16 protein-coding genes are annotated in these 23433 nt (G+C 69.5%); 8 read left to right on the top strand and 8 right to left on the bottom strand.

Annotated features, from left to right (window positions below; translation table 11 throughout):
- Window positions 1-57: 57 nt before the first annotated feature.
- Complete coding sequence (locus tag AC1DKV_RS12550; RefSeq protein ID WP_441611843.1) at window positions 58-693, bottom strand: PepSY-associated TM helix domain-containing protein; 636 nt, start codon at window positions 691-693, stop codon at window positions 58-60.
- A 378-nt stretch (window positions 694-1071) separates the two neighbouring features.
- On the opposite strand from AC1DKV_RS12550, the gene AC1DKV_RS12545 reads away from it, so the two are divergent.
- Window positions 1072-2628 carry a methyl-accepting chemotaxis protein gene (locus tag AC1DKV_RS12545; RefSeq protein ID WP_441611842.1) on the top strand — a complete coding sequence of 519 codons (1557 nt, stop codon included), beginning with the start codon at window positions 1072-1074 and terminating at the stop codon, window positions 2626-2628.
- Window positions 2629-2788: 160 nt separating this feature from the next.
- Here AC1DKV_RS12545 and AC1DKV_RS12540 read toward each other — a convergent pair whose 3' ends face one another.
- On the bottom strand, window positions 2789-3694 hold the full coding sequence (locus tag AC1DKV_RS12540; RefSeq protein ID WP_441611841.1) for a LysR substrate-binding domain-containing protein: 906 nt from the start codon (window positions 3692-3694) through the stop codon (window positions 2789-2791).
- A gap of 97 nt (window positions 3695-3791) precedes the next feature.
- On the opposite strand from AC1DKV_RS12540, the gene AC1DKV_RS12535 reads away from it, so the two are divergent.
- The 5 genes from AC1DKV_RS12535 to AC1DKV_RS12515 all read left to right on the top strand — a co-directional run bounded on the left by AC1DKV_RS12535 (window position 3792) and on the right by AC1DKV_RS12515 (window position 7161).
- Window positions 3792-4556: a sulfite exporter TauE/SafE family protein gene (locus tag AC1DKV_RS12535; RefSeq protein ID WP_441611840.1), complete on the top strand. Its 765-nt coding sequence runs from the start codon at window positions 3792-3794 to the stop codon at window positions 4554-4556.
- 97 nt (window positions 4557-4653) lie between these two features.
- Window positions 4654-4785 carry a hypothetical protein gene (locus AC1DKV_RS12530; RefSeq protein ID WP_441611839.1) on the top strand — a complete coding sequence of 44 codons (132 nt, stop codon included), beginning with the start codon at window positions 4654-4656 and terminating at the stop codon, window positions 4783-4785.
- 613 nt (window positions 4786-5398) lie between these two features.
- A complete protein-coding gene (fur, locus tag AC1DKV_RS12525) occupies window positions 5399-5845 on the top strand; it encodes a ferric iron uptake transcriptional regulator (RefSeq protein ID WP_441611838.1) in 447 nt (148 codons plus the stop codon).
- Window positions 5846-5936: 91 nt separating this feature from the next.
- The gene (locus tag AC1DKV_RS12520; RefSeq protein ID WP_441611837.1) at window positions 5937-6215 is read left to right on the top strand and encodes a hypothetical protein; all 279 of its coding nucleotides are present in this window, start codon (window positions 5937-5939) and stop codon (window positions 6213-6215) included.
- Window positions 6216-6342: 127 nt separating this feature from the next.
- Window positions 6343-7161, top strand: coding sequence for a MipA/OmpV family protein (locus AC1DKV_RS12515; RefSeq protein ID WP_441611836.1), 819 nt, complete (start codon window positions 6343-6345; stop codon window positions 7159-7161).
- Window positions 7162-7177: 16 nt separating this feature from the next.
- Here AC1DKV_RS12515 and AC1DKV_RS12510 read toward each other — a convergent pair whose 3' ends face one another.
- Window positions 7178-8101: a DMT family transporter gene (locus AC1DKV_RS12510; protein ID WP_441611835.1), complete on the bottom strand. Its 924-nt coding sequence runs from the start codon at window positions 8099-8101 to the stop codon at window positions 7178-7180.
- 355 nt (window positions 8102-8456) lie between these two features.
- Here AC1DKV_RS12510 and AC1DKV_RS12505 point away from each other — a divergent pair, with 355 nt between their 5' ends.
- Complete coding sequence (locus tag AC1DKV_RS12505; protein ID WP_441611834.1) at window positions 8457-8774, top strand: PadR family transcriptional regulator; 318 nt, start codon at window positions 8457-8459, stop codon at window positions 8772-8774.
- Between the two features lie 662 nt (window positions 8775-9436).
- Here the strand turns inward: AC1DKV_RS12505 and AC1DKV_RS12500 are convergent.
- A complete protein-coding gene (locus tag AC1DKV_RS12500) occupies window positions 9437-12643 on the bottom strand; it encodes a bifunctional diguanylate cyclase/phosphodiesterase (protein ID WP_441611833.1) in 3207 nt (1068 codons plus the stop codon).
- Window positions 12644-12942: 299 nt separating this feature from the next.
- Between AC1DKV_RS12500 and AC1DKV_RS12495 the strand changes: the two genes are divergently transcribed.
- Window positions 12943-14913, top strand: a complete 1971-nt coding sequence (locus AC1DKV_RS12495) for a sensor domain-containing diguanylate cyclase (protein ID WP_441611832.1) — start codon at window positions 12943-12945, stop codon at window positions 14911-14913.
- A gap of 25 nt (window positions 14914-14938) precedes the next feature.
- Here the strand turns inward: AC1DKV_RS12495 and AC1DKV_RS12490 are convergent, their stop codons facing one another.
- The 4 genes from AC1DKV_RS12490 to bcsB all read right to left on the bottom strand — a co-directional run bounded on the left by AC1DKV_RS12490 (window position 14939) and on the right by bcsB (window position 23365).
- The gene (locus tag AC1DKV_RS12490) at window positions 14939-15268 is read right to left on the bottom strand and encodes a hypothetical protein (protein ID WP_441611831.1); all 330 of its coding nucleotides are present in this window, start codon (window positions 15266-15268) and stop codon (window positions 14939-14941) included.
- Window positions 15269-15351: 83 nt separating this feature from the next.
- On the bottom strand, window positions 15352-19842 hold the full coding sequence (locus tag AC1DKV_RS12485; protein WP_441611830.1) for a cellulose synthase subunit BcsC-related outer membrane protein: 4491 nt from the start codon (window positions 19840-19842) through the stop codon (window positions 15352-15354).
- A complete protein-coding gene (bcsZ, locus tag AC1DKV_RS12480; RefSeq protein ID WP_441611829.1) occupies window positions 19815-21029 on the bottom strand; it encodes a cellulose synthase complex periplasmic endoglucanase BcsZ in 1215 nt (404 codons plus the stop codon). Before bcsZ ends, AC1DKV_RS12485 begins: the two co-directional genes overlap by 28 nt.
- Complete coding sequence (gene bcsB / locus AC1DKV_RS12475) at window positions 21026-23365, bottom strand: cellulose biosynthesis cyclic di-GMP-binding regulatory protein BcsB (protein ID WP_441611828.1); 2340 nt, start codon at window positions 23363-23365, stop codon at window positions 21026-21028. Before bcsB ends, bcsZ begins: the two co-directional genes overlap by 4 nt.
- Window positions 23366-23433 lie beyond the last annotated feature (68 nt).

Raw genomic sequence — 23433 nt, 5'->3', positions numbered from 1 at the left:
AGCGAAACCTCGTTTTTAGCAGCTGAAGGTGAAACGGTTGAACGGCGAAGCGCGCGCTCAGTGAATGAACAGCAGGGCCAGCAGCAGCGGCGCCACCAGCCCCAGGCCGACCAGCGGCCATGTCGCCATGCGCCCGCCCGCATGCAGCTTGAGCAGGAACAGCCCCGTGACGCTGAAGATCAGGCAGGCCGCGGCGAAGACATCGAGGAACAGGCTCCACGCGCGGCCGGTATTGCGGCCCTTGTGGAGGTCGTTCAGGTAGGAAATCCAGCCGCGGCTGGTCTTCTCGTACTGCACTTCGCCGGTATCCAGCGCCAGGCTTACCCAGGCATCGCCCCCCGGGCGCGGCAGCGAAACATAGATCTCCTCGCCCGACCACTCGGCCTCGCGCCCGGCGGCGTCGATATCCAGCGTGCGTGCCAGCCACTCGGCCAGCACGGGGGGCACCGGGCCCTTGTCGCCGTGCTTGAGCTGGCGCAGCGAACCGGTCAGCGCGGCGGGCGCGCTTTCCGTGCGGGTGACCACTTGCGGCCTGGCCTCGATCTGGCCGGCGTGGTTGAGCGTAAATCCGGTCACGGCAAACAGCAGCATGCCAATCAGGCAAAGCGCCGAGCTGATCCAGTGCCACTGATGCAGGTGCTTGAGCCAGAAGGCGCGGCGCTGCTGGCCGGCTCCCAGCGAGATTTCGGTCATATCGGTTTTCCGGCGCGCGGCAAGCGGTGCGAGGCCATGGATGGCGCCTGGCTGGCCGGCCTGCCCGATGCGCGCTGATGCTACGGCGCCCCGCGAGGTGACGCTTCAGGCAAATAAGGCGAAAGGATAATGGTTCTCATTTGAAACCGCAATGCCTCGCCCGGGGGGCGAAGATTACGCGGAATTACATGGCCTGGCGGGCCGCGCCAGCCCCGCGAATCCGTTTGTGCAGTAGTACACACTTACGCTGTCTACGGCTGCAACCCTTGCTGCACTTGAGGAAACTCCCTACTCCGCTACCGTCAAGTTTGGCTTTGTCGCGGCCGTTATCGCGTCAGCAATGAAATGAATCGCGATACCTAAAAGAAGGGGGAGAGAATGCTGGAGCGCCTGAGCCTGAGGAAGAAATTACTGTTGCCGTTGCTGCTGAGCTGGGTCTGCCTGCTGGGCCTGACGCTGTGGGATGCCTGGCAGATGCGCGAACTGCGCCTGGACGAGCGCAAGCTGGACCTGGCGCATGTGACCGATACCGCGCTATCGATGGTGAAGGAATATGAGGCGCTGGGCCGCAGCGGCAAGCTGCCGATGGACGAAGCCCGGCAGCAGGCGCTGGACCGCGTGCGCGCCATGCGCTTCGGCGAAGACGGCTATTTCACCCTGATGCGTTCCGACGCCGTGGTGGTGATGCACCCGTTCAAGGCGGAGATGAACGGCAAGGACATGAGTGACATGAAGGATCCCAACGGGACCTTCCTGTTCCGCGAGATCGCCGAGATCGGCAAGGGCGCGGGCCACGGATTCGTGCATTACCTGTGGGCCAAGCCGGGCTCCGAGGCGCCGCAGCCCAAGCTGAGCTACGTGGCCAACTTCAAGCCCTGGGACTGGAACTTCATCGCCGGGGTCTACCTGGACGATATCGACGCCGCCTTCCGCCAGTCCCTGCTGAAGTCACTGGCCTTGCTGCTGGGTATCGGCACGCTGATGACGGTGGTGGTGATGCGCATCGCCGGCGGCCTGCACAAACAGCTGGGCGGTGAGCCGGCGCTGACTTCGCAGATTGCCGCGCGGATTGCCGAAGGCGACCTGGCCAGCGAGGTGCGCCTCGCGCAGAACGACCGCCACAGCGTGCTGTTCGCCATGCAGCAGATGCAGAACCGGCTGACCGGCGCCATCGGCAGCATCCGCGGCTCGGCCGATTCGATCGCCAACGCCGCGCGCGAGATCGCCGCCGGCAACTCGGACCTGTCGCGCCGCAGCGAGGAACAGGCGGCTTCGCTGGAGCAGACCGCGGCCAGCATGGAGCAGCTCACCGGCACGGTACGCCAGAGCGCCGACAACGCGCGCCAGGCCAGCCGGCTGGCCGAAGGCGCCTCGGAGATCGCGGTGCGCGGCGGCGAGATCGTCGGCAAGGTGGTCAACACCATGGGTGAGATCAAGGCGGCCTCGGGCAAGGTGGTGGACATTATCGGTGTGATCGAAGGCATTGCCTTCCAGACCAACATCCTGGCGCTCAATGCCGCCGTGGAAGCGGCGCGTGCCGGCGACCAGGGCCGCGGCTTCGCGGTGGTGGCCGGCGAGGTGCGCAGCCTGGCTCAGCGCAGCGCCACCGCGGCCAAGGAGATCAAGAGCCTGATCGGCAACTCCGCGCAGCGCGTGGACGACGGCGCGGCGCTGGTGGAAACCGCGGGCCAGGCCATGGACGAGATCGTGCAGGCCGTCAAGCGCGTGACCGACCTGATGGGCGAGATGCGCGCCGCCACCGAAGAGCAGACCGGCGGCATCGAGCAGGTCAACCAGGCCGTCACGCAGATGGACCAGATGGCGCAGCAGAACGCCGCGCTGGTGGAACAGGCCGCCGCGGCCGCGGCCTCGCTGGAAGACCAGGCCGACGCCCTGCACAAGGCGGTCGGCACGTTCCGGCTGGCGGGCGCCTGAGCGCAGCCCGCGCAGTGACAGTGCAATGAAAGAGCAATGAGGGGTCAGTAGAAGGGGGCGCCGGAAAGCCGGCGCCATGTGTTGTGCGTGATACGCACTTTTCGTGCGCCGGGGACTTTCCCGCTGCCCGGCGCACGATTTTCTTCCCGCCCAGCCTGCCCTAGGCCGATTCGCCCGGCGCTCGGGCACCGCTCGCCATGAGCTGCTGGGCGAGCAGGTTCGCATGCGGTGTCAGTGCGGAGAAATCGCGCGCGCACAGGTGCAACTGCCTCGACGTCCACGGCTCCGACAACGCAACCAGCGCCAGCCCGGGCCGGCGCAGTTCCGCCGCGAAGGCTTCGGACAGGATGGCGATGCCGACGCCCGCCTCCACCATCTCCCCGACACTGGCCACGCTTCTGAGCCGGACCCGGTATCCGATCTGGCGCCCGAGACGGGTCGCGCGTTCGCCCAGGTGGCTTTCCAGCGCGGCATCCGCCAGGCCGACAAAGGGTTCGCCGATGATGTCCGCGAAGGCCACCCGCGGCTGGCCGCTGATGCGGTGCGCGCTGCCCGCCACCACGACAAGCTGGTCGCTTGCCAGCAAGCGGGTCTGCAGCGCCGCCAGGTCGGCAATGTCGGCGACGATGCCCAGCTCGGCGCGCCCCTCCGCAATGGCGCGGACGATCTCGGCGCTCGGCTGCTCGTCAAGGTCGACCGACAGGTCCGGGTGAGCCACCAGGAAGCGGCGCAGCTCGCGCGGCAGGAACGCGGCCAGTGCCGCCGTGTTCGAAAGCAGCCTGATGCGGCCCTTGAGGCCGGTGGCGTAGGTCCGCAACTCGCCGCGCATCTGTTCCACCTGCCCCAGGATCAGACGCGCGTGCCGCACCAGCGCGTCGCCGGCCGCGGTCGTATGCACGCCGCGCCGGGTGCGCTCCAGCAGGGGCGCGCCCAGTGCGGCCTCCATGCCGGACACGCGTTCGCTTGCGGAAGCCAGCGCCAGGTTCACGGCCTGCGCGCCCGCCGTGAGGCTGCCCTGTTCGACCACGCTCAGGAACAGGCGCATATCGGTGAGATCGAAGCGCATGGGGTCGGTCCTCGCTTAGCTGCTTTCGGTTTCTCCGAAGACTAGCACTGGAATTGCCAGATTGCCCATGCCAGCTCGCGCACCTACCATGGCTGGCATGAACGATACTCTGCTGCTCTCCCTGGCCGGCTTGACTGCAGGCGCCATGAACGCACTCGCCGGGGGCGGCTCGTTCGTCAGCCTGCCAGCCATGATTGCCACCGGCGTGCCATCGGTTCAAGCGAATGCTTCGAGCACGGTTGCCTTGTTTCCGGGCGGAATCGCGAGTGCGTGGGCCTACCGCAGCGACCTCGGGCCGGTCGGTGCCGTGTCGCTGCGGCCATTGCTGCTGTCGACGGTCATCGGGGGCGTGGTCGGTGCGGTACTGCTCTTGTGGACGCCGGCAAAGACCTTCGACGTCGTGCTGCCCTGGCTGCTGCTGGTGGCCAGCCTGGCGCTGTCGTTCGGGCGCCGGGCCGGGGAATGGCTGCGGAGCCGCTACCACATCCGGCCTGCGGCCGTTCTCGCCGTCCAGTTCGGGCTGGGGGTCTACGGCGGCTACTTCGGCGGCGCGGTAGGCATCATGATGATGGCCGTGTGGGGCCTGCTCGACAGCCGCGACCTCAAGAGCCTGAATGCCCCGCGCACCCTGCTCGTCACCGCCGCCAACACCATGGCGGTCTTCATCTTCATGGCCGCGCGCGCGGTGCATTGGCCGAACACGATCGTGATGCTGCTGGCGGCAACCGTCGGCGGCTACGCGGGCGCGCAGATCGGCCGCCGCACGCCTGCAAACGTGGTGCGCGCCGTGACCCTGACGCTGACGGCCTGCATCACCCTGGCGTTCTTCGTCCGTGCCTATATGCCTGTACGGCCCTGGTAGACCCGTGGTCCGCCGATCCAGGTGGCCGTGGCAGGCCCGAACCGCCTCGCCGTGCATGTTGCACTTGCGCGAGTTTCAGGGAAACCGGGAGACTTCGATGATTGCCGCACTCATGGAAACCATTGGCGCGCTTGCCATGCTCGCCAGCATCTCTGCCAGGATCGCCCTCCTCCTGCCTCGCGGAAAGCCGGCCGGGCGCGACGCCCGGCCGGCGACTCGCCGCCGCTAGCCCCGATCCGACTCCATCGGCATACGGGCGCCAGGTCGTGACACCCGTCCGCCCGTCATCATCCGCCCATCCCGCGAACGCCCCTCGACCCCCTCGAAAAAAGCTGCAAATTCCCCTTGTAATGAGATTAATTCCCATTTACTATGGCATCACTGTCTGACGCGAGGCAAGCAAGACCAGCCCGGCGAGGACAACGGAACAAAGTAGCAGAGCAAGTAGCAGAGCAAAGTAGCGCAATACAGGAAGGCCGGCGGCAAGCCCGCGGCAAACAGGATTTTCGATGTCGCGCATGGCGCGGCATCCATCACCGTCTTTTGTGGGGACCGCTCCGTACCGCGGAGCGTTTGGCAGTAGCCAGTCACCGGAAGATCGGGAAAGCAACCAGACCCCGCTTTCCCGATCAGCTCTTCGGCTGACAAGCCAAGCCATCTTTTTATTCCGCAAGCCGTGGCAACACGTCTTGCAGCCAGCGGGCGGCCTTCCTTGCAGGATGCCGCCCGCTGCATTCCTGCGGTCTGGATGGCGTACGTTGGCGCGCAGCGCGCGGCGGCGCGGCCGGCCGGAGCACGTCATTTCCGATTGATGCGTCCCCGCCCGGGCGCAAAGCCGCAGCATGTTGATGCCTCCCGACAGTACCGAACCCATTGACCTGAAGCGCGCCGGCCTCAAGGCGACCTCGCCGCGTGTTCGCGTGCTGGAAGTCTTCCGCGCCAGCGAACGCCGCCACCGCAGCGCCGAGGATGTCTATCGCATCCTGCTGGCACAGGACGTCGACGCCGGCTTGTCCACCATCTATCGCGTGCTCAACCAGCTGGTGCAAGCCAATATCCTGCTGCGCCACAGCTTCGAGTCCGATCACGCGGTCTTCGAGCTCAACGAAGGCGGCCACCACGATCACCTGATCTGCGTGGCCTGCGGTCACGTGGAGGAATTCCGCGACGAAGCCATCGAAGCCCGCCAGCGCGAGGTGGCCACCGCCAATGCGTTCGTACTGCGCGAACACATGCTGGTGCTGTACGGCCTGTGCCCGAAATGCCGGGCCGACAAGTCCATCAACTGACACGGCCCGCGGTTCCCTTCCCCTGCCCCGGAACCTCGGCCCCGCCCGGCCTCCGACCCATGCGGCCGCCGGGCAGCTACCGGAGTCCGCCATGGATCGCCAGATCAAACCCCTGCCTGAACTCAAGCGCTTGCTGAGCCATTGGCTGCGCGAGCAACCCGGCTGCCAGGATTGCCAGCTGCGCGCGGTGTGCATCCACCGGCCTGACCATACCGGCTGCAACTGGAGTGCGGAGGTGGATTTCCCCGACCGCAGCGAGGAAGACGCCGTGCGGAGCCTGCCGCTGGCCCGGCGGGTGGTGGTGCGGGTGCGCGAACGCTTCAATGTCGAGGGACTGAACGGCGGCGGCGCACTGGCCCCGGCATCCTAGGCCGGCGGCTGGCGGGCGCGTCCTCCGTCGCCCCCCACCCCTGCCCCTCGCTCTCACATCCGGCTAGAATCCCCCCCTGCTGCCGCGCGCACGACGCGGCCCACATCAAGTTCAAGCCGGATTGTCCATGCCCACCACCTCTGCGCCCCGCCGCGCGCTACTGGCACTCGCCATCACCATCAGCGCCTCGGCCGGCTGGGCAGCAGACAGCGACCCGGCAGGCGCGGCAGGCACGGCAACCGCGACGCCGCCCGCCAGCAAGTGGAAGATCTCGGCCGGCCCCGGCGTCTACGTAGCACCGGATTTCCCCGGCGCGCGCACCTCGCTGGTCTACCCGATCATCTACCAGGACATCGACTACGGCGGCCGCTTCTTCTCGCGCGGCTTCGACCTGCTCGGCGTGTATGCGCTCAACAACGATATCTGGCAGATCGGCGCCGACTTCCAGTTCGACCCGACCTGGCGGCGCAGCAAGGACGATCACCGCCTCAATGGCCTGGGCGACGTCAACATGACCATGCGGGCGCGGGCATTCGCGCAGGCACAGGTCTCGTTCATCACTTTCTCGGCGGACGTGGCGCAGGACATCGCCGGCCAGGGGCAGGGCTTGATCGCCAACGGCGACGTGCTGTTCAGCCTGCCAGCCGGCAAGTGGCTCTTCACGCTGGGCCCGGGCGTGACCTGGACCAATAGCAAGTACATGCAGACCTTCTTCGGCGTGACGGCGGACCAGAGCGCGCGGTCGGGCCTGCCGACGCATGCGGTGGGAGCCGGGCTGAGGGAATGGCACGCCAACGGCATCGTCAGCTATGAGATCTCGCGCAACTGGTCGGCGCTGGGCTTGCTCACCTTCGCGCGGCTGGAGGGGGATGCGGCCAGCAGCCCGGTCACCCAGCGGCGCCAGCAATGGACCGCCATGACCGCGGTGACCTACCGGTTCCGCTGAATCGGCATCGCGCCGCTCAGGGTCGTCCGGACCCTGGTACGGCCGCCGCCACGGGCGCAGCCGAGGCCGGCCTCAGCACCAGCCAGACCGCCAGGCCGATCAGCGCGCCGCCGACGGCGTGCGCCCACGACAATTTCTCGCCCAGGAACAGCGCGCCCCACACGATGCCGAACGGCGGGATCAGGAAGGTCACGGTCAGCGAGCGCACCGGGCCCAGGTCCGCGATCAGGCGGTAATAGAGGATGTAGGCGATGGCAGTGCACAGCATCCCTACGCCCAGCATCGCCAGCCACACCCCCGCCCCGGCGGCCGGAAGCGTATTCTCGCGCCACAGCGCGACACCGCAGAACGGCAGCAGGAACAGCGTGGCGCCCACCATGCTGCCGGTGGCCACCAGGCGGCTGTCGAGCCCGCCCTGCGCCGTGATCCAGCGCCGCGCCAGGAAGCCGGCCAGCCCATAGCAGGCCGTGGCCACCAGGCAGGCGCCCGCGCCCAGCAGCACCTGTGGCGTGAAGGCCACGGGGCCGGTACGGGTCAGCACCCCCACCCCCGCCACGCCAAGCACCACCCCGCCTGCCTTGGCCAGCGTCAGGCGCTCGCCGAAGCACAGCGCGCCGATCAGGACGCCCATCAGCGGCGTCATCGCATTGAACACGGCGGAATAGCCGGCCGGCAGCCACAACGCCGCAAACGCGTACATGACAAACGGAATGCCCGAGTTGATCACGCCCAGTGCCATCGCCGCGCGCCACTTGCCGCGCATATCCCAGCGCACGCGCATCAGGGCAAGATAGGCCACCAGTGTCAGCCCGCCGACCAGCACGCGCAGGAAGGCAGCCGTGAAGGGGCCGAGCACCGGTGCGCCGATGCGCAGGAACAGGAAACTGGCGCCCCAGATGGCGGCCAGGCTTAGCAGGCGAAACAGGTCGGCGGGTCTCATGGCTTCGGGGCTGACGGGAGATGGCCGGATTAGACGCGCGGCCGGGGTGGGATGCAAGCTGCTTTCGGACATCTGCCTGCGCGGAAATGCCCGTAAAAGATGCGTTTTCGCCTCATCCGTGTCACTTCGCCGCGGACTGCCCGGCAGCCGCCCCACAAAAGAGGGGTGACTCAAATGGGACGTGACAAGCCGTATTAAGTTATTTTAAAATCTGGTCTGCGCCAGAGTTAATTGACCCCTCCGACGCATTCCCGACAAGCCGCCACATACGTGGCGGCTTCTTTTTTTTGCGGCGCGTGATCCACAACTATAAATCAACGTCAACCGCAATGGGAGATCCCGCGTTTGCAGCGACATGAAACGACAGTTCCTTGGCTTGCTCGCCCGCATCTACGTCCTCCAGTTTGCCGTCGAAGTACCGGCCACCGTGGCCATGCTCGCCGAAATGCTGATGGAGTACGGCTTCCAGGTGGATATTGGTTCCGTGCGGCCGCTGCTGCGCGCGCTGCAGATGGAAGGGTACATCGAAAGCGTCCTGCGCGACGGCATCGGACGTGTCTACCTGATCACTGAACGCGGGCGCGAAGAACTGCGCAGCAGCCGCGCCCATGTGGACGAACTGTACCGCCGCCTGCACGCGCGCCCGGACCCCTCGGAAGTCGCCAACGGCTGAGGCTGGCGAGATGGTGGCGCCTCCTGCCTGGCGCCAGCAGGGATCCACGGGCCGCCGCGCACCCGCTGTGCACCCGCTGCGTACCCGTTTCTGCGTGGCCAAGATCGGCTCCCCGACATGACAAAGACCCGGACAAGGCAGCGCAGATCGCACCGCCGTTCCCGGGCCGTGGTCTTCCATGCGTGACCGGCCTGCGGCTCGCGCCGGCTGCAGGCATCCCCTGCTGCCTCACTTCTTCTCGGCCTTGCCTTCGTAGCGCTTGCCCCACTCGGCGAGGCACCGTCACGTTGCCGAAGCGTTGTCATTGGACGTGGGGATGAAGACGACGAATTCGCTCTACCGCGGTCATCGATTCGCTGCAGCGGTCATCAGTCAGGCGGTCCGCTAGTAATTCCGCTTCCACCTGAGCCTGCGCGATTATCGAGGAGCGGTTATTCGCTATGCCAAACTGACAACGCCGAACCGCTTGCCTACCTGTTCGACCGCGAGGAACGCGCGGCCCGGCCCGGACCCACCTGCCTGCATGAATGAACACCCCTTGGTGCCATGATGACAACTGGCAGCTTAGGGACGGTGCGTGCCATGCAGATGGCAGTCGGGCAAAGAATGCCGATGCAGGTATCGGCGGATTTTGGACCGGCCCGCGCGGGCGGCCCCCGGGCTTACTGGTTGGACGCCACCCGCTGCGCGCGCGCCGGCATGGCCGCCCCGCCCCCGGCCGCGCAGATCTCCATCAGCCCGCTGAGCGGCACGGCCTGGCAGAACAGGTAGCCCTGCACGGCGTCGCAGCCATGCTCGCGCAGGAAGGCGAACTGCGCCTGCGACTCCACCCCTTCGGCCACCACCTGCAGATGAAGCTGGTGGCCAAGCGTGATGATGGCGGCGGCCACGGCCTGGTGATGTTCGTCGTGCGCCACGTCGTCGACGAAGGACTTGTCGATCTTGAGCTTGTCGATCGGCAGCCGCGTCAGGTAGCTCAGGCCCGAATAGCCGGTGCCGAAATCGTCGATCGACAAGCCCACGCCAAGCGCGCGCACGCGCTCGAAGGTATCGATGGTCTTGCTGCCGCCTTCGATCAGGATGCCCTCGGTGACCTCGATGGTCAGTGCGCGCGCGGGCAGCCCGGCCGCCTCCAGGCACTGCGTGACCATGGCGGGGAAGCCGGCCTGGCGCAGCTGCAACGGCGAGATATTGACCGCCACCTCCAGCTCCAGCCCCAGCTGGCTGCGCAGTTGCTGGATCTCGCGGCAGGCGGTAGCCAGGATCCACTCGCCCAGCGGCATGATCAGCCCGCTCTGCTCGGCGATGGGGATGAACTCGGCCGGCGGGATCACGCCGCGCTCGGGCGTCGCCCAGTGGATCAGCGCTTCCACGCCGGCAATGCGCAGCGTCGCGGCGTCGACGATGGGCTGGTAACGCAGCCTGAACGCCTGCGTGGCCAGCGCGCGCCGCAGCAGGCCTTCGATGGTGAATCGCGCCATCGAGGCCTCCGCCATCTCGCTGGAGAAGCGGCTGAGCTGCGCGCCACCCCGGCGCTTGGCCGCGTACATGGCGGCGTCGGCATTCTTGAGCAGGTCGGCCAGGTTGTCGCCGTCGTCCGGGCACAGCACCATGCCGATCGACGGCGTCACGCGCAGGCGCTGGCTGCCCAGCTGCAGTTCTTCCGACAGGCGCGCCAGGATCTTGGCGGCAACCAGTTCGGCCTCGCTGTCCTGGGCTACGGCATCGAGCACCACCACGAACTCGTCGCCGCCCATGCGCGCGACCAGGTCGGCGTGGCGCACGGCGGCCTTCAGGCGGTCGGCCACGATGCGCAGCACTTCGTCACCGATATGGTGGCCCAGCGACTCGTTGATGCGCTTGAACTGGTCCAGGTCCAGCAGCAGCAGCGCGATGCGTTCGCCCTTGCGCAGCGCGCGCTGCAGCACGAGTTCCGTGCGCGCATGCAACTGGGCGCGGTTGGGCAGGCCGGTGAGCGCGTCGTGGTGCGCCAGGTGGCGGATGTACTCGTCGGCGCGCTTGCGCTCGGTGAGATCGTGCGCGATGGCGAGGTAGCCGCCGCCATCGATCGCCGCGGCTGCCTGCACCGTGCCCTGCCCCGCATCGTGCGCCGGCGTGCCGGGCAGCGCCGTGAGCGTCAGTTGCACCGGCAGGCGCGAGCCGCCCTTGCGCACATAGGTCCATTCCTGCTCGTCGGCGAGCCCCAGGCGCGCCTTGCCGATCACGGCAGGCAGGCCGGCGGCGACCGGCTCGCCCAGTTCGCTGCTGAGCGTGGCCGCGCGTGCCGTGACTTCCCCTGCGTCGAGAAAATCGAGATAGCGCATGCGCCCGGCCACTTCGCTGGCCTGGTACCACAGCATGCGCTGGCCGGCGCGGTTGAGGCCGGTCACGAGCCCGTCGCGGTCGAAGGTGATCACGCACAGCGCGGTATGGTCGAGCACGCGCGCGCTGCGCTCGGCCTGTTCGGCAGCCGCCAGTTCGGCGCGGCGCACCGCGCTCAGGTCGGTCACGATCCACAATACGCGGCCGGCCCCTGCGGCAGGCACCGGCGTGGCTGTCACGCGCACCGGAAACACCGTGCCGTCGGCCTTGCGCGCGGGGGTATCGATGCGGCCTGCGAGCGCGCCCCCGGCCAGCGTGACGGCCTCCGGCAGCAGGGTGGCGATGGCAACGCCCGCGAACTGGTCGCGCGCCTTGCCGAACATGGCCGTGGCAGCGGCGCTGGCAGTCTGCACGCTGCCCTGGTCGTCGCACACGAAAAAGGCGTCGGTGGCGCCGGCCAGGCCGGCGCGCTGCAGTGCGCCGTCGGCCTGGCGCGCCTGGCGCGCCCGCACCGCCAGCTGCCACGCGCGGCGTTGCTGGCGAGCCAGCGCCAGCACCAGCCAGGCCAGCAGTAGCGAGGCCAGCAAGCCGCCTGCCAGCACCAGCAGCGCGCGGCGCGGCCGGTGCGCGGCCTCGAAGGCGGGCATGGTGGCGCCGCGCAGGATCCACACGCGCCCGCCGAACGTCAATTCGCGTTCGGCCTCGATCATCGGTGCCGGCGGGCGCAGGTCGCCCGCCGCCGGTTCGGCATCGCCGGCCAGGAACGTGGCAGGCGCGGCATCGCGCCCGTCGAAAAGCATCAGCGAAAGCGATCCGGCCGCGGGCAGGCTGACGCCGCGCAGCAGATCGTCCAGCCGCAGCGCGGCATACACGTAGCCGGTCACCGCCTGGCGGCGCTGCGCCGTCGTATTGAGCGGCAGGCCGTTGCCATACACCGGCATATAGATCGCTGCGGCGCGCTGCGGCGCCTGTGCCTCGCTCTCGCGCACCGTTTGCAGGCCGGCGGTGAGGCGCGCCTCGCCGCTGTCGCGGGCGGCTTCGGCCGCGGCGCGGCGCGCGGGATCGCTCAGGATGTCAAAGCCGAGTCCGCGCGTGAGGCGACCCGAAAGCGGCTCGACAAAGACGATGGGCGCATATTCGTCGCGCGCGCCGCGCGGGTAGACCTCGAACACGGGCACGCCTTCGCGGCGCATGGTCTCGCCCAGTCGCTCCAGGTCGCGCGCCGCGGTCAGGCGTGCATAGCCGATCGAGTGGGTACCGGGCGGCAGGTCGTCGACCTGCGTGGTGTACAGGTAGTTGCGCCACTGCGCCCGTGTGATGGCGGGATCCGCGGCGAACAGCCCCGTGGCGCCGCGCAGCAGCTGCTCGTTCTCCTGCAGCCGGCGCTGCAAGGCGCTGAAGACCGGCGTGTAGTACCCGTCGAAGTCGTCGCGCGCCACTTCCCGCTCGAGCGCGCGCATGCCGTACCACGCGCGGCCCGTGACCAGCGCGCCGGCAGCGGCAACCAGCAGGGATAGCAGGACAGGCGAGAGTGAGGGCAGTTTCATGTATGGAGTTGGCGCGATTGTCAGCCCTCAATCAACCCTCAAGGCTTCGCCCTGCCGCCGCCGGGCCACGAGGCACTATACCTTGGCGGCCATGGCTCGCCCAGCCCTGGCGCACCGGCGCAACGTGCGATGCCACACGCACATGCCGCGGCCCCGGAACGGGTATGCCGGGCTCGCGCATGGCTGGCGCTTGTGGTAGGGTTGCCGGGCCCGCAACCCCGCCGAAGCCGGACGTCCCGGTAGCCATGCGGGCAGGCCGGCCAGCAGGCACGCGCCATTTCCCGACTTTGCCGGCCAGCATGCCATTCGTTTCGCTTTCCCTGAAGGCGCGCCTCGCGCTGATCAGCACGGCGCTCGCCGCCGTGCTCGGTACCGGCATCGTGCTGGCTTCGCTCTATTACGCGCACGACGACCTGCGCGCCGCGCTGCAGGACCAGCAGGACTCCATCGTCAAGCTCGCCGCCAACCAGCTCGACACCGCCATGGAAGACCGCATCACGCTGCTGTCCCACCTGGCACCGCAGCTGGTCGGCAAGCTGACGCTTCCCCGGCCCGAACTGCGCCGCTTGCTCGAGAGCCGCATCCCGGTCCCGGCCACCTTCAATGCCTTCATGGTCGCCGACGCCCAGGGCAATATGCTGACCCAGGAGGGCGTGCCGGTGAGCATTGCCGACCGGGACTACTTCCGCCAGGCCGCGCGCACGCTGGAGCCTGTGATCACGCCACCGATCCGCGCCCGCACCAATGGCGCGACCGGCGTGCTGGTGGCGGTGCCGGTCATCTCCCCGCAGGGCGAATTCCAGGGCCTGCTGGGCGGCTGGCTGGATCTGTCCAGCGCCAACTTCCTGGTCGAGATCACGCACAACCGGCTCGGCACCACAGGGTTTTACTGCCTGGTCTCGGCCGGGCGCACGCCGGTCTATGTCCGTCACCCGGATTCTTCCAGGGCGATGCAGCCGGCGCGCGCGCTGGGCGACACCTGCGGCGTGGACGACCGCAGCGGACGGGCCGAATTCCTCGCGCCCGAGCGGCCGCTGATCTCGCGCTACCTGCTGGAAAGCACCGGCTGGGAGCTGGTGGCGGTGCTGCCCGCGCGCGAGGCCTTCGCCCCGCTGCATGCCATGCAGGGGCGCTTCCTGGGGCTGGCGCTGCTGGCGCTGGCGGTGGTGGCGCTGATGATCTGGCTGACCCTGCGCCATCTGCTGGCCCCGCTCACGCGCCTGCACCAGGTGGTGCGCGAGAGCGCGCACGACCTCGCCGCCTACGAGCGGCTGCCGGCCCAGCAGCACGACGAGATCGGCGACCTGGCGCGCGCCTTCGCGCAACTCATGCGCGACGTGCGCCAGCGGCGCGAACAGCTCGACCTCAGCGAGCGCCAGCTGCGCGCGGTCACCGACACCCTGCCCGCGCTGCTGGGCTTCGTCGATACCGAGGAGCGCTACGTCTTCAACAACCTGGCCTACGAGCGGACCTTCGGCATCCCCGTCAGCGAGCTGCGCGGCATGACCGTGCGCGAGCTGATCGGCGAGGCCCGCTACGCGCGCTCGCGGCCGTTCCTGCAGAAGGCCCTGGCGGGCACCGCGGTGACCTTCGAGGTCGAGGACAGCGATCCCGAATACCGCTGCATGGAGACCAACCTGCGCCCGGAATGGAATGCCGACGGCAGCAAGGTCATCGGCGTGCACGTGCATGTGCAGGACGTGACCCAGCGCAAGCTGGAAACCATGCGGCTGTCGCGCATCTCGCGCCTGGACCACCTGACCCAGCTGCTCAACCGCAGCGCGTTCGAATCGCTGCTGCAGGCGGCCATGGCGCGCAGCCGCGAGGACGGCCGGCTGATTGCGCTGCTCTACCTGGACATGGACCGCTTCAAGGCCGTCAACGACTTCCACGGCCATATCACCGGTGACCTGCTGCTGCAGGCCTTCGGGCGGCGCCTGCAGCGCTGCGTGCGCGAGCGCGACGCGGTGGCCCGGCTGGGCGGCGACGAGTTCGCCGTGGTGCTGGAGGATATCGGCGGCGCGGCCAATGCGCGGCGCATCGCCCAGGCCATCGTGCATTCGGTCAGCCGGCGCTTTTTCATCGACGGCGTGTTTGCCGATGTGGACGTGAGCATTGGCGTGGCGCTCTACCAGGGCGCCGAGATGCCCGACCAGGAACTGATGCGCCAGGCCGACACCCTGCTTTACCGCGCCAAGGCCGCGGGCCGCGGCCGCTTCGAGATGGGCCCGCCCGAACTGCTGGAACACGACGGCGGCGCCGCGTCCTGAGCCGGCACGGCGCGGGACCGCCTGCCTACTTGCCCTCGAACGGCACGTGCTTGCCGTCGCGCGACTGGTAGCCGAGCCTGGTGTCGGCACCCATCATCTTCTCCCAGGCCACCATGGCATCCGCGACGGCGTTTGGCTCGCCCTTGAACACCAGCACATCGTTGCCGCAGTTGGGACACTGCCCGCCGAACACGGCGTCGATGCCGCGCAGGTTGGGCGCATCGATGGCGTCGAAGGTGCTGAAGGCGGTCTTGCACGCGCCGCACACCAGTTGCGCGGGCCGCATGCCCTCCAGTTTTGCGCGGGCCTGCTCCGCGCGTTCTGCCTGGCTGCCCCGGCGTTTTGCTTCACCCATGATGCCCTTCCTTTCTACAGCCGATTTGCTGCGCTATCTCTGATTAAGTTGATGGCCGGTCCCGCCCATCCCGCCCACCGCGCTCAGAACGGCAGCGGGCCCACCGCGGAATGCGGCGCCGCCGGCGGGAACGCGATCAGCCCGGTCTGGCGCTGCAGCGCATAGCGCACGTAGACGCCGGCATACCACTGGCGGTAGTCACGCGCGTTGTCGATGCCGAGCAGGCCGCCGACATACAGCTGTTGCGCCGCCTGGTACTCGACCGAGCCCACCAGATTGTAGGCCAGGCCGGTCTTGGACTGGCCGGAATAGACAGCGTTGGTCGAGTTGGTCAGGCCCTTGCTGTTGGCCGTGGCCACCGCCGCGTTGGCCGCCGACTGGGCTGCCGCATCGGTCGGGAAGTAATTGGAATCGTCTTCGCGGAAGGCCTGCATGCCCAGCGCGCCGCGCACATTGTAGGCCAGCCGGCCGGTGCGCCCCGTCAGTGACAGCGGCACCGTCACGGCGAAGTAAGTCTGCGGGCTGAAATAGCCGCCCTGCCCGAAGGTGAAATAGCGCAGGTTGTCGGCATAGCCCATCGACGTGAAGTTGACCCCGCTCATCAGGCGCTGGTCCGGGCTATCGATCACGCGCAGGTAGAAGCCGCCGCCGCCTTCCCAGCGCGTGTTGCGCTTGACGTCGTGGCCGGTCAGCAGGCCGTAGCCACCGTAGCCGTAGATGCCGAAGTAGCCATCGTCCCAGCCCAGGTCGGCGCGCGCGCTGCTGTTCATCACCCCGCCCCACTGCAAGCCTACGCGCTCGTCGCGCACGCCCGCGTAGGACAGCAGGCTGTCCGTCACCGGGCGGCGCGATGCGCCGAGCGACAGCGTGGTGCGCTGGCTCAGCGGCAGGTTCAGCCTGGCACCGGTGTTGACATCGGCGTAGCGAAATCCCAGCGGCGTGCTGCCGATATCGGCGGTGATGCGCTCGGACTCATACGCCACGCCGAGCGCCACGCCGAAGGCGTTCTGCGGCCCGGCCGAGGCGGATTGCAGCGGGGTGCCGGCCAGGTTGACGGGCGTGCCGTTCACCCCGTAGGCCAGCGGGCCGCCGCCGAAGCGCGAAGCATTGTTGAAGTCGCTGCCGACCGAGCCGCTGTCCAGCGCGACCGGCGTCACGCGCGCCACCAGCTTGCCGTTGCCGGCCGCGACCTTGGCTTCGGCCACGACCTGCATCTCGGTGAGCTGGCTCATGCCGGAATCGCCGTTGCGCCCCCGCAGCATGGGGCCGCCGGCGAGCGTGCTGGAGCGCTGCGATTCGATCTCGTTGAGCTCCTGCAGCGCAGTCTTCGGCCCGGTCGGATTGGCCTGCGAGTCGGCCTCGGCCAGCCACGGCGCGCGCGACTGCGCGCCGAATGGCTGGCGGGCAGGTGCGGGCGCACTGGCGGCCACTGGCGCAGGTGCGGACGCGTAGCCGCCGGCAGCCGCCGCGGCCTGCGGCACCGGATACTGGCCTTGATACTGGCCGGCACCCTGCGCCGCGGTTTGCGCCTGATATTGGGCAGGGTATTGGGCCGCATACTGAGCCGGATACTGGGCCGCCTGCTGCGCGCCCTGTGCCGCCGGATAAGCCGGATAGGCACCGTAGCCCTGCGCCGCGCCGCTGGCGGCGGTCGTGCTGCCCCGCGCAGCCTTGCCGCGCGTACTGGCGCTGGCGGCAGGGGCGCGCGCCGGCGCGGGCGCCTGTTGCGCGGGATAGTAAGCCTGCGGTGGCTGGATGGCCGGCGCCATCGCCGGCGCGGCGGCACCCACCGGTGCCGGGATGTAGGGCTGGCCATAGGCCTGGCCGCCGGTATTCATCATCACCGGCGCCGCCATGACCGCCTGGGACTGAGGCTGGGCCGCGGCCACCGGACCCGGCACGGCGAGATACGGCGCCTGCGAGCCGGGCAGCGGCAATTGCGAGCTGGAGCGCTGGCCCGGCAGCCCGACGAAGGGATTGGACGGCACGCGGTCGAAGCCCGCGCCGCCCGGGCGCCCCGCCGGCGGCGCGCCCGCCGCGGTCTCGGCCGCCACCGCGGCGCGGAAGTATTCCGCCGCGCGCGCGGTCTTGCCCTCGGCGCGGTAGAGCCGCCCGGCGGCAGTCAGCACCTTGGGCGACCTGGGCGCCTGGGCCAGGGCCATCTGCAGCGTGCCCTCGGCCCAGCTGTACTCCTTGGCCGCGGTGGCGGTGCCGATCGCGGCCAGCATCAGGTCGAGGTTGCGCGGGTCCTTTTCCAGCACGCTCTCGTACAGCGAGAGTGCCTTCTTGTTCTCGCCGGCCTGCGCGTACATGCGCGCCAGGCTGGCACGCACGGCGCTGTTGCCGGGGCGCTCGGACAGCGCCGGGGCCAGCATGTCGTACGCCGCCACCAGGTCGCCGCTCTCGGTGAGCGCGTCTGCCTGGCGCACGATATAAGCCACGCGCAGGTCGTCGTAGTCGCGCCGCTGCGACGCGCTCAGGTTGGCCGCGGCAAGCTGGCGCAGCACGCCGGCCAGCTCCACGTCCTGCCTGGTCTTGAGCAGGATGGCGGCGTACTGCAGCTGCATGCCGATATCCGGGCGCGGAGTGCGGCTCATCACGTTGCGCATCAGCGACAGCGCGCGCGCCTCGTCGCCGGCATCGGCGTAGGCCAGGGCCAGTGCGCCGAGCTGGTCGGCATCCTGCTGGGCGTAGCGCTCGGCCTCCTGCAGCACGGCCAGCGCCGCGGGCTGCTGGCCGGCCGCGGCCAGGCCGCTGGCGCGCTCGGCCTCGGCGTGCACCCACAGGCGGCGCTGCAGGGTGCCCATGTCGCGCGTGCGGTTCTGCGGCGGGATGCGCTCGAGCGCATCGAGCCCGCTCTGCCATTCGCCGGTCTCGGCCGACAGCAACGCGCTGGCGTAGAGCGCGTCGGGCATGTTCGGGTTGGACAGCAGCAGGCCGTCCATGATGCTGCGGGCCTGTTCCTTGAGCCCCATCGCGGCATAGGTGCGCGCCACGTCGAGCCGCACCCACGGATTGGTGGGGTCGGCCGCCATCGCGTCTTCGAGCGCGCGGCGCGCGCCCGCGGTATCGCCGCGCTGCAGGGCAGCGCGGGCCTGGCCGCGCGCCTCGTCGGCGCGCAGCTTGCCGAGCGAACCCACTTTTTCCTGCTGGGCCGGCGTGAGGTTCTGCACGATGGCGAGCGCCTCCGCGCTCTTGTTCTGCGCGGACAGCACGCCGACCAGCCCGCGCGTGGCGTCGGGATTGTCGGGCTGCTGCTTGAGCACGCGCCGGTAGGCGGCTTCGGCCTGCGCGTACTGGCCTTCCTCGGCCATCAGGTCGGCCAGGGCCACCTGCGCGGACGGCTCGCGCGCATCGAGCTTGATGGCGCGCTCGAGCAGGCGGCGCGCCTCGGCGCGGTTGCCGCCGTTGCGCGCAGCGGTAGCCTGCTCGGACAGCAGCCAGTAGGTGGCGCTGTTCTGCGCGCTGCGGTAGCGCCCGCCCGCGCCGCGCCTGGCGGCCTGGTCGAAGTAATCCACCGCCTCGGCGAACTTCTCCTGCTTGAGGCGCAGCACGCCCATGCCGCCGAGCGCATCGGCGTCTTCGGGGCGCTGCGCCAGCGCGGTCTGGAAGCGTTCGCCGGCACGCTCCAGATCGCCGGCATCCATGGCGTCGAAGCCCTGCTGCACGATCTGGCGTACCGGGCTCGCGCCGGCGCCAGCCACGCGCGTGGCCTCCTGCTGCTGTTGCTGCGGTGCCTTGACCGCATCGAGCTTGGCGCGGATGGTGGCGTCGTCAGGATGGCCGGCCAGCCAGGCCTGGTACAGCGATACATCGGCGGGCCGGCCGCCCAGCCAGGTCAGCGCGCGCCGCCAGCTTTCGGCGGCGGGGCCGGCCACGTCAGTGCCTTTCGAGAGCGCTTCGAGCTGCCGGATGCCGTCGCGGCGGGTCGCTTCGCGGTAGGTCAGGTGCTGCGCCAGCGCGAGCTGGGCGCGGTTGTCGGACGGGTTGGCGCGCGCCAGTTGTTCGAGGCCCTTGCGCGCCTCCTCCCAACCCTGCGCGGTGCCGCCCAGCGTCTGGTAGTACTCCAGCGCCAGGTTGCCCTGAGGCACGGCACCGCCCGCGGCCTGCTGGTAGCGCTTGACCGCTTCCTCGCTCTGGCCGCTGCGCGCGAGCTGGCGAGCCTGTTCCACCTGCTGCCCGGTGCCGCCGCTGCTGATGGCCTGGGTCAGGCGCGCCACCAGCGGCGAGCCGGGCTGGGCCTTCTTGAGGCGCTCCAGGTATGTGCGCGCGCTGTCGGCGCGGCCGGCTTCGGCCTCGGCCACGCCCATGCCATAGAGCGCTTCAGGCTGGTTCGGGTTGAGCCGCAGGATCTTCTGCCAGGCTTCGGCGGCGCGATCGCTGCGCCCGCGTTCCTGCCAGTACCTGCCCTGGTCCACCAGCAGCTTGACCGGATCCTCCTGCGCGGCCGCGGCGGCGGCGAACGCGGCCAGCAAGCTCAGCACGAGCGTCTTCGCGCGCAGGTTCTTCGCGCCTTGCCCCAGCGTAGAAAGGGTCGCGCGTCCGTTCACGGCCGGGCGCTTGCGGTTCTGCATGTCTTCTCCCACTCCAGCTCCAGTTGGCCCGAGGGCGCGAACCGGTAGCGGCCTTCGGCAAAGCCGAGGCCGAATAGTCCTAGTACGGTGTCGTAATACGTCGCGGCGGGTTTCCCCGCGTCGAGCATGGTTTCCGCGCGCGTGCGCTGCGCCGCCGCGGCCGGCGATCCGGCCGCCTGCAGGAAGGGCACCAGCGCGGCGGAAAAACCCAGGGGGCCATCGCCCTCGAGCGCGCCGCTGTCGGCGTGCATGCGCTCGGGCGGCGCGGCGCGGCCCACCATGCGCTGCGCCTGCGGCGCCAGCGCCTTCATCAGCACGCGGCCGGCGGCATCGCCACGCGGCGTCATGCCTGCCCACAGGTAGACACGGATGGCGTCATAGCTGCTCACATCCCCCTTGAGCGGATCGGTGAGCAAGCCGTAGCCGGACGGGTCCGCGCGGTACGCCGACCAGTCCGGCACGATGCCCTGCCTGGCCACCCCTTCGACCAGCTTGCCGGTCTGCGCCGCCAGCGTGCCCCACGGGCCGGACGGGTCGGCGCCCGCCAGCCGGCGCAGCAGCGGCACCGGCAGGTAGCTGGCGTTCAGGCGCCACTGGCGCGGCCCGTCGTCCTTGCCTTCGGCGAAGCCCTGCGGGCCCGGCAGCAGCATGGCGCCGAAGCCGGGCAGCGACACCACTTCCTGCTTTGCCACGAGCTTGAGCAGCGCGCGCGCCTGCTCGGCGTAGCGCGGCTGGCGCCACAGGCGCGCGGCCTCCAGCAGCGCGAAGGCGAACCACAGGTCCGCATCCGCCGCGGGATTGGCGTCGATCACGCCCCACGAGCCGTCGGCGCGGCGGCCCCACTGCCACGCGGGCAGCTTGTCCTGCAGGTTGCCCGCGCCGAGGTTGGCGATGCTCCATTGCCAGAGGCGGTCGAAGGTGGCGCGGTCGTTGGCGACCAGCGCGAACACCATCCCGTAGGACTGGCCTTCGGAAGTGCTGTGCTGCTCGCGCGTGGACGGGTCGAGCACGCGGCCATCGCCTTGCACGAAGCGCGCCAGGAATTGCTGGTACAGCGGCCAAGGACAAGCGGCGGGCACGGCGGCGGCGGCCAGCACGGGCCAGCCGCCCAGCGCCGCCAGCGCGCCGCAGGCACCGAGTCCCGGCAGGGCCGCCAGCCAGCGCCGGCGCGGGCGATTCACCTTCACGCCTGGTCTCCCCGCTTGCGCCGGCTGGCACGCGCGCGCAGCGACAGGAACAGCAGGGCCGCCAGCAGCAGCGCGGCGCCGCCGATCATCAGCACCATGGCCAGCGGCCGCTGCGACAGCCACCACTGCACATAGGTCCACGGCGGCAGCTTGCCCACGTAGTAGTTCTGCTGGGCGGCCAGGCTATCGACTTCCTTGCCGCGTACCAGCGCCAGGCTGCCCTGCACATGGGTGACCTGGTCCGGATCGAGCAGCACTTCGGTCAGGGCCTGCAGGCCCTGCGGCGCATTGCTGGCCAGCGCCACCACGCTGCGCCCGCTCGCCAGCGGCGACTCGAACGCGCTCAGCGCGCCGTCGGTGCTGGCGCTGCTGATGGACAGGCGCGTCTCGAGCGGGCGGTTGCGCGTGCCGTCGGCGCCGTTCCACCACCCCATCACCGTGGAGACGACGTCGGTCAGCGCAAAGCGCTTCTCGTTGCCCGCCAGCGAGACCGGCATGCGCTCGGCCCATTGGGTGAACAAGGGCTGGTTCTGCGTGGTGCCGATCACCAGCAGGTCGCGCGCGGCCTGCTTGTCCACCTGCGCCGCGGCGGCCACGGCCACCCCGGTGGCGGGGTAGCCGGTGGATTCGCCCATGCGGCCCATCAGCGTCAGGTAGGCCGTGTAGTCTTCGGCACCGGGCTTGTCCGGCAGGATCACCGCGGTTTCCGAGAGATCGGCCAGGCGCGTGAACGGGAAGCCGCTGTTGCCGAACACGGCGAGGTCCGGCAGCGCGATGAAGTGCGACAGGCCGGTGACGTCGATGGTCGAGTCAGGATCGATGGCGCCCTTGACGTTGTCCAGCATCACGTCCTTGCAGGCGCCCTGCTTGAGGTAGTCGTAGTAGAAGTGGAACTGCAGCTGCGACTGCGCCGGCAGCATGAACAGCGGCAGCTCGATGCGCTCGCTCACGGGCACCGAGCCGTCCGGCAGGACCTTGGCCAGCAACTGGCCGGCACGGCCGTCCTGGTTCTTGACCGCGCGCAGCGCATAGGCGCGCAGGAACTGCCGGTTGACGTTGATGTTGAGGGTGGATTTATCCACCACGGGGCGCGGCGTGTAGCGGTACTTGAGATCGATCGGGATGCCCTTGCTGCGCCAGCCGAACAGGTCCGGCGGCAGGCGGAAGTTCACCCGCACGAGATCCGGGTTGTAGCCCGAGACATTGAGGTCGCGTACTTCGGCCAGTTCGCCGAAGCGCACCGGACGGTCGCTGCGAATCCAGTTGGGCGCATCGTACGGCACGCGCGGCGCCACGTCGTCGAGCTTGTTGATGGTGGCGCTCTGGCCGGACAACGCGCGCGCGCCCAGCGTGAGCGCGCGCGCGGCGGTCTTGAGCTCGGCGCTGTCGCGGCCCATCACCAGCAGCAGCTTGGCATTGGCATCGCCGGGATTGGGCACCACGGCGATCGACGGGCCGTTGATGGCGGGCACGGGCACGCCGGCGGGCTTTTCCTCGCTGGTGACGAACACCACGGCGTTGCCGCTGGCCGGCACCTGGTTGAGCGTGGCGGCGAACGACGCGCCGCGATAGCCGGCCAGCGCGCCGAACCACGACGACACCGTGCCCGCGGCCTCCAGCGTGGCGGCCGACGGTGCCCCCGCGAACACGAACGGCAGCTTGAGCCGGCCCACGTCGCGGCGGTCGAAGAACGGCAGCGGCAGCAGGGCCAGGTCGTTGGCCAGCGCCACCGGCGTCAGCGTGAGCTCGAGGACGCTGCTGTTGCCCACGGTGGCCCACAGGCTGGAGTGGAAGGGGTCTTCGCAGTCGGTGGTGTAGTGGCCGATCAGCTGCAGGTTGAGGCGGTTGAACTCGGTGATCAGGCGCGGCTCGATGGCCAGGTCGCGCTCCAGGCTGGTGCCCGCGGTTTCCTTGGGCACCGGGACGGTCGCGGCCACTTCGCCGTTGACCATCACGTTGATGTGCGACAGCGCCGGGATCAGCGCCGGCGAATACGTGTAGCGCAGCTTGAGCCGCGCCGCGGTGACCACCTCGTCGGCGCGGATCGAGAAAGGCACGCCGTTGATCGCGTCCACGCCGCGCAGCTGGAAGGGCGCATCGGCGCCGAGCTGCTTGAGCGTGATCTGCACCGTGCGGCTGCCGCTGCGCGGTGCGGCGGCGGCCGGCGCTGCGGCGCCGGGCGCCTGCGCCGCAACCGAGCTGCGGCTGGTGTCCGGCATGGCGGCGCGCTGCGCGCCGGCCGGGTGCGTCGCCAGCATGGCGAAGGCAAACAGGGCGCCCATGCGAGTCAGCGCGGGCAAGCGTACGGGCAGGCGTGGTGTCTTGTTCAAACGCATTCTCTTCTTGTGCCGGTGGTCCGTTGCGTGTTCTGGCCGGCGCCCGCGACAGACGGCGGGCGTGGCGC

The sequence above is a fragment of the Cupriavidus sp. 05T41 genome, assembly GCF_056396525.1.
Note: the sequence above shows the minus strand (reverse complement) of the source record. Positions and strands in the feature narration are given on the sequence as shown.